Source organism: Pasteurella canis (assembly GCF_900454865.1).
GTDB classification, from domain to species: Bacteria; Pseudomonadota; Gammaproteobacteria; order Enterobacterales; family Pasteurellaceae; genus Pasteurella; species Pasteurella canis.
Genome location: NZ_UGTV01000019.1, coordinates 1 through 7,436 on the forward strand (window position 1 = coordinate 1; position 7,436 = coordinate 7,436).

Here is a 7,436-nt window from a genome sequence, read left to right on the forward strand (position 1 = left end):
TAAACAAGTCGGATTGTATTGGATAAACGCGATTAACATATTGTGGCGTTCTATATTAATTTCTGCGACACTTAATGCATCAGCAGAAAGTCTACCGCATCTACTTCTGATTCTGGGAATTGCTCTGCACAAGCGATAGCGATGCAGCCACTGCCAGTACACATGTCTAAAATGCGTTTCGGTTCTGTTTTTAATAAACCAGCAAAACCTGTTTGAATAAGAGCACTAATTGGTGAACGAGGAATAATAACACGCTCATCAATATAGAAATTTAGACCACAAAACCAAGCTTGCTTAGTCAGATAGGCAACAGGAATCCGTTTTTCAATACGCTGAATGACTGAACGTAATAATACTTCTTTTTCTGTACGAGTTAAATTCGCTGCATAGAATTCTGGAGGAAAGTCGATAGGTAGATCAAGTGTAGCAAAAACTAGCTGTAATGCCTCATCCCAAGCATTATCATAGCCATGACCATAATAAATATCTGCACGATTAAATGTACTGTAAGTCCAGCGTAAGAAGTCTTGGATAGAATGTAATTCATTATGTACTTGATCAGAAATAATGGTTTCAATGAGATCTTGATTATATGTCATAGTATGTCTATAGCTAAAAGAGAAAAGTGACTTAGTTATACCATATTCAATGAAATTTGGGAAATCAAGCTCAATAATAATATGCTATCATAACGGAATTTGAAAAATTAGGTCGAGGTGAATATGCTAAAACCAGAAGATATTGCGCTATTTCGTATAGCAACTCAAGGGGTCAAAACGTTAAAACAAGATACTTTTTGTAGCGCCTCGTCAGAACAAAAGAATCAAAAAATCACCACTAAGACAAATTCGAGAGCAAGAGGACACTTTATTTTATTTTTCTGATGAATATGAACCATTACTAAATGAAGAAAGAGCGGTGAAATATTTGCGAGAAGGGGAAGATTCCCATTTATTAAAACAGCTTCGCCGAGGTGATTTTCACCTGAATTGTTTTTGGATTTACATGGTTTAACACGTGAACAAGCTAAACTAGAATTAGCGAGTTTAATCCAAGCTTGTGAAAAGGAGCATATTTATTGTGCGAGTGTCATGACTGGTTATGGGTCGTACATATTAAAGCGCCAGATTCCTCGTTGGTTAGTGCAACATCCCAAGGTGAAAGCACTACACCAAGCCCCCAAAAGAGGGGGGGGGATGCGGCAATTTTAATCTTACTCGATGTCTAATTGTTGAAGTATAGTATAGAGTAATGGCAATATTTTGACTAATCATATTGAGTTGTTGGATTGGCACACTAAATTGGGGTTGTAGTAAATATTCACATTGCTCTATATTAGCTTTTGCTAAGTCTTCTTTTATTTTTTCCTGCAGTTTAGCGAAGATATCTGGTCTTAATCTATCAATATGCTCTAATACATAGATGATTTTTTTTAGCTACTGGATAAAATCCAGAAAGAAACTCAGTATTTTTGTTGTAACTTTTTCATATTGCTGCGGTATGCCCCTAATGCAGAAATGTAGCTTAGTAGCGAATAGTTTACCTTAAGCAACTCGAATCCTTTTTGCAAATGAGCCTGATATTTTTGTGGTTCATTATTCATATTCGATATTATAGTGCTTAATGCAGTCGCATTCTCATGAGCATTACGGCGAACAATTCTATATTTCAGATTATCTCCTTTACCAAATTGTAATTGACTAATGATATAAAGGGAGATTTAGCATTACTCTTAATTGCTTGCCGACTGACTTTATCGAGCTGGAGATATTTCCAATCTGGCCATAAGTAAGAGACTGCAAACCACGCAATTGCAGCACCAATCAATGTATCTAACACACGAGAATACATAGCTTCATGAAGATCAAATCCCATGACATCAAAACTAATTAAAACTTGCAACGTGATAAAAAAAGTTGAAAAACTGTAGTTATTACTTCGGAAAAAGAAAAATAAAGTGCTGGTTGCGACGATAAGCCCCAGCTGTAATTCAAGAGTGGATTAATATAAGGTAATAATGAACCGATGATGACACCTAAAATAGTACCAATTATGCGTTGTCTCAAGCGCATTTTGGTTGCAGAGTAATTTGGTTGGCAAACAAAAACTGATGTCAATAAGATCCAATAACCTCTATCAAGTTGAAAAAATTCGACAATAGTACACGAAGTGAATACTACAATAGATAAGCGGACAGCATGACGGAATAATTGCGAATTAAAATGGCAATGGCTTTTAATTGCATACAGGATATTACTGAGCCCACGTATTTGTTCAGTATGAATTTGTGCTGTACCAGAGTGCTCATTTTGCTGAGACTCTTGATCTAAATGACTTAATTGCCATTCTACAGCTTGTAAATTTTCGATTAATGTTTTTAGATTCAGTAAAAGAGGTTCATTTTCAGGATGAGCTTGTGCATAAAGATCAAAGGATTGATTGAGCCCTAAAATCGCTTTTTCAACTTTATTATTGTAATTATATTTTTTATTTTGCTGTAAGCTCAAACCAATTTCACGACAGGCTTGTGCTTGCAATTCAAACAAACGTTGGATTCGAAAGATAAGATCTGTATTTTTGAGTTGCTCTGCAATAGCTTGATAGTTGAACAGGCTGGAATTGGCCCGCTCATGAATATCTTGTGCAGCAAAATAGTAACGAATCATTTTCGTCGTTCGGCTATGTCTGTGTTGTCCACGGATACGATAAAATAATGCTGTGCGAGCCGAGTTGAATGCATCAATTAATGCACTATCTTTCATAGCTAAATTGACTTCTTTATGACCTAACCATTCTATATCATCAGGATCGAAGAATCGCGCTTTGGCCTCTAAGTATTCGCCTAAGGCAATAAAGGATTTCGCCATACTTTCTTGTACTGGGCGGTTCGGAAAAAATAAATGAACAATTAATGTAGTTATGCTATAGAGCAATGTACCACATAAAATCATAATTGGATTGATAAACCAAACTGTATCAGGTAGGTAAGATAAAGTTGTGTATAATGCGATGACTAGGGTACCAAATGCAATTGTGCTATAGCGTTGACCAATGGCGCCTACCATAGTAAAGAGAAAGGTAATTACAGTCATTAATAATGTAAATTGAACGCTATTACCAATACTAATTTGAACAACAAGTGAGGAAATAGAAAATGCAATAAGTGTATAGAATACATTTTTTAATCGACCCGTTAAGCGGTTATCAAGATCAACTAAGCCACCTGCAATAATCCCTAAAATCAACGGCATGCTTTGTTGTGAGATATCGAGTAACCAAATAGCACAAGCCGCAATATTAACCGCGATGAAAATAGGGATTGTGGCAATGACTTTTGCATTCAGCCAATTATTCATTCTATTTCTTTCGATTATTTATAATGGTTATTGTAATGTTGCTGTGCAGCTTGTTTTCTTGCGATCTCAGCAACTTCTTTTGATACTACGCGTTGTCCAACTGGTAATAAGGCAATACCTGCTAATTTAAAATTAGCGAGTCCAACAGGAATACCGATAATAGTTAAGCATTGTGCAATACCTGAAAAAATATGGAATAAACAAAGCCACCAGCCGAAAAAGATAAACCAGAAGATATTTAAGATAGTGCCTAAGGAATTTCCTACTGTACTAGTAGGCTCGAGGTATTTCACATGAATAATGTCATTACCGAAAGGCATTAATGACATTTTACTAATTTCCCAGCAGCTTCTTGCTAAGTGGTCAGTGCTATCTTAATTATTACATTGCCCTTATACAAGAAGCTGCTGGGAAATTAGTAAAATGTCATTAATGCCTTTCGGTAATGACATTATTCATGTGAAATACCTCGAGCCTACTAGTACAGTAGGAAATTCCTTAGGCACTATCTTAAATATCTTCTGGTTTATCTTTTTCGGCTGGTGGCTTTGTTTATTCCATATTTTTTCAGGTATTGCACAATGCTTAACTATTATCGGTATTCCTGTTGGACTCGCTAATTTTAAATTAGCAGGTATTGCCTTATTACCAGTTGGACAACGCGTAGTATCAAAAGAAGTTGCTGAGATCGCAAGAAAACAAGCTGCACAGCAACATTACAATAACCATTATAAATAATCGAAAGAAATAGAATGAATAATTGGCTGAATGCAAAAGTCATTGCCACAATCCCTATTTTCATCGCGGTTAATATTGCGGCTTGTGCTATTTGGTTACTCGATATCTCACAACAAAGCATGCCGTTGATTTTAGGGATTATTGCAGGTGGCTTAGTTGATCTTGATAACCGCTTAACGGGTCGATTAAAAAATGTATTCTATACACTTATTGCATTTTCTATTTCCTCACTTGTTGTTCAAATTAGTATTGGTAATAGCGTTCAATTTACATTATTAATGACTGTAATTACCTTTCTCTTTACTATGGTAGGCGCCATTGGTCAACGCTATAGCACAATTGCATTTGGTACCCTAGTCATCGCATTATACACAACTTTATCTTACCTACCTGATACAGTTTGGTTTATCAATCCAATTATGATTTTATGTGGTACATTGCTCTATAGCATAACTACATTAATTGTTCATTTATTTTTTCCGAACCGCCCAGTACAAGAAAGTATGGCGAAATCCTTTATTGCCTTAGGCGAATACTTAGAGGCCAAAGCGCGATTCTTCGATCCTGATGATATAGAATGGTTAGGTCATAAAGAAGTCAATTTAGCTATGAAAGATAGTGCATTAATTGATGCATTCAACTCGGCTCGCACAGCATTATTTTATCGTATCCGTGGACAACACAGACATAGCCGAACGACGAAAATGATTCGTTACTATTTTGCTGCACAAGATATTCATGAGCGGGCCAATTCCAGCCTGTTCAACTATCAAGCTATTGCAGAGCAACTCAAAAATACAGATCTTATCTTTCGAATCCAACGTTTGTTTGAATTGCAAGCACAAGCCTGTCGTGAAATTGGTTTGAGCTTACAGCAAAATAAAAAATATAATTACAATAATAAAGTTGAAAAAGCGATTTTAGGGCTCAATCAATCCTTTGATCTTTATGCACAAGCTCATCCTGAAAATGAACCTCTTTTACTGAATCTAAAAACATTAATCGAAAATTTACAAGCTGTAGAATGGCAATTAAGTCATTTAGATCAAGAGTCTCAGCAAAATGAGCACTCTGGTACAGCACAAATTCATACTGAACAAATACGTGGGCTCAGTAATATCCTGTATGCAATTAAAAGCCATTGCCATTTTAATTCGCAATTATTCCGTCATGCTGTCCGCTTATCTATTGTAGTATTCACTTCGTGTACTATTGTCGAATTTTTTCAAACTGATAGAGGTTATTGGATCTTATTGACATCAGTTTTTGTTTGCCAACCAAATTACTCTGCAACCCAAAATGCGCTTGAGACAACGCATAATTGGTACTATTTTAGGTGTCATCATCGGTTTCATTATTACCTTATATTAATCCCACTCTTGAATTACAGCTGGGGCTTATCGTCGCAACCAGCACTTTATTTTTCTTTTTCCGAAGTAATAACTACAGTTTTTCAACTTTTTTTATCACGTTGCAAGTTTTAATTAGTTTTGATGTCATGGGGATTTGATCTTCATGAAGCTATGTATTCTCGTGTGTTAGATACATTGATTGGTGCTGCAATTGCGTGGTTTGCAGTCTCTTACTTATGGCCAGATTGGAAATATCTCCAGCTCGATAAAGTCAGTCGGCAAGCAATTAAGAGTAATGCTAAATATCTCCTTTATATCATTAGTCAATTACAATTTGGTAAAGGAGATAATCTGAAATATAGAATTGTTCGCCGTAATGCTCATGAGAATGCGACTGCATTAAGCACTATAATATCGAATATGAATAATGAACCACAAAAATATCAGGCTCATTTGCAAAAAGGATTCGAGTTGCTTAAGGTAAACTATTCGCTACTAAGCTACATTTCTGCATTAGGGGCATACCGCAGCAATATGAAAAAGTTACAACAAAATACTGAGTTTCTTTCTGGATTTTATCCAGTAGCTAAAAAAAATCATCTATGTATTAGAGCATATTGATAGATTAAGACCAGATATCTTCGCTAAACTGCAGGAAAAAATAAAAGAAGACTTAGCAAAAGCTAATATAGAGCAATGTGAATATTTACTACAACCCCAATTTAGTGTGCCAATCCAACAACTCAATATGATTAGTCAAATATTGCCATTACTCTATACTATACTTCAACAATTAGACATCGAGTAAGATTAAAATTGCCGCATCCCCCCCCCACTCTTTGGGGGCTTGGTGTAGTGCTTTCACCTTGGGATGTTGCACTAACCAACGAGGAATCTGGCGCTTTAATATGTACGAACCATAACCAGTCATGACACTCGCACAATAAATATGCTCCTTTTCACAAGCTTGGATTAAACTCGCTAATTCTAGTTTAGCTTGTTCACGTGTTAAACCATGTAAATCCAAAAACAATTCAGGTGAGAAATCACCTCGGCGAAGCTGTTTTAATAAATGGGAATCTTCCCCTTCTCGCAAATATTTCACCGCTCTTTCTTCATTTAGTAATGGTTCATATTCATCAGAAAAATAAAAATAAAGTGTCCTCTTGCTCTCGAATTTGTCTTAGTGGATTTTTTTGATTCTTTTGTTCTGACGAGGCGCTACAAAAGTATCTTGTTTTAACGTTTTGACCCTTGAGTTGCTATACGAAATAGCGCAATATCTTCTGGTTTTAGCATATTCACCTCGACCTAATTTTTCAAATTCCGTTATGATAGCATATTATTATTGAGCTTGATTTCCCAAATTTCATTGAATATGGTATAACTAAGTCACTTTTCTCTTTTAGCTATAGACATACTATGACATATAATCAAGATCTCATTGAAACCATTATTTCTGATCAAGTACATAATGAATTACATTCTATCCAAGACTTCTTACGCTGGACTTACAGTACATTTAATCGTGCAGATATTTATTATGGTCATGGCTATGATAATGCTTGGGATGAGGCATTACAGCTAGTTTTTGCTACACTTGATCTACCTATCGACTTTCCTCCAGAATTCTATGCAGCGAATTTAACTCGTACAGAAAAAGAAGTATTATTACGTTCAGTCATTCAGCGTATTGAAAAACGGATTCCTGTTGCCTATCTGACTAAGCAAGCTTGGTTTTGTGTCTAAAATTTCTATATTGATGAGCGTGTTATTATTCCTCGTTCACCAATTAGTGCTCTTATTCAAACAGGTTTTGCTGGTTTATTAAAAACAGAACCGAAACGCATTTTAGACATGTGTACTGGCAGTGGCTGCATCGCTATCGCTTGTGCAGAGCAATTCCCAGAATCAGAAGTAGATGCGGTAGATCTTTCTGCTGATGCATTAAGTGTCGCAGAAATTAATATAGAACGCCACAATATGTTAA

8 pseudogenes are annotated in these 7,436 nt (G+C 35.8%); 4 read left to right on the forward strand and 4 right to left on the reverse strand.

Annotated elements, in window-relative coordinates:
• A pseudogene (gene prmB, locus DYE19_RS11100) lies at nt 1-599 on the reverse strand (50S ribosomal protein L3 N(5)-glutamine methyltransferase); the annotation flags it as partial.
• A gap of 123 nt (nt 600-722) precedes the next feature.
• Here prmB (DYE19_RS11100) and smrB (DYE19_RS11105) point away from each other — a divergent pair.
• Nucleotides 723-1,228, forward strand: a pseudogene (gene smrB, locus DYE19_RS11105) (endonuclease SmrB).
• Here the strand turns inward: smrB (DYE19_RS11105) and yccS (DYE19_RS11110) are convergent.
• A pseudogene (yccS, locus tag DYE19_RS11110) lies at nt 1,214-3,356 on the reverse strand (YccS family putative transporter). The pseudogenes smrB (DYE19_RS11105) and yccS (DYE19_RS11110) overlap by 15 nt on opposite strands.
• A 14-nt stretch (nt 3,357-3,370) precedes the next feature.
• Nucleotides 3,371-3,709, reverse strand: a pseudogene (locus DYE19_RS11115) (YccF domain-containing protein); the annotation flags it as partial.
• A 6-nt stretch (nt 3,710-3,715) separates the two neighbouring features.
• On the opposite strand from DYE19_RS11115, the pseudogene DYE19_RS11120 reads away from it, so the two are divergent.
• Nucleotides 3,716-4,094: pseudogene (locus DYE19_RS11120) on the forward strand (YccF domain-containing protein); the annotation flags it as partial.
• A 14-nt stretch (nt 4,095-4,108) separates the two neighbouring features.
• Nucleotides 4,109-6,254, forward strand: a pseudogene (gene yccS / locus DYE19_RS11125) (YccS family putative transporter).
• On the opposite strand, the pseudogene smrB (DYE19_RS11130) reads toward yccS (DYE19_RS11125), so the two are convergent.
• Nucleotides 6,240-6,745 (reverse strand): annotated as a pseudogene (gene smrB, locus DYE19_RS11130) (endonuclease SmrB). The pseudogenes yccS (DYE19_RS11125) and smrB (DYE19_RS11130) overlap by 15 nt on opposite strands.
• Before the next feature lie 123 nt (nt 6,746-6,868).
• Between smrB (DYE19_RS11130) and prmB (DYE19_RS11135) the strand changes: the two are divergent.
• A pseudogene (prmB, locus tag DYE19_RS11135) lies at nt 6,869-7,436 on the forward strand (50S ribosomal protein L3 N(5)-glutamine methyltransferase); the annotation flags it as partial.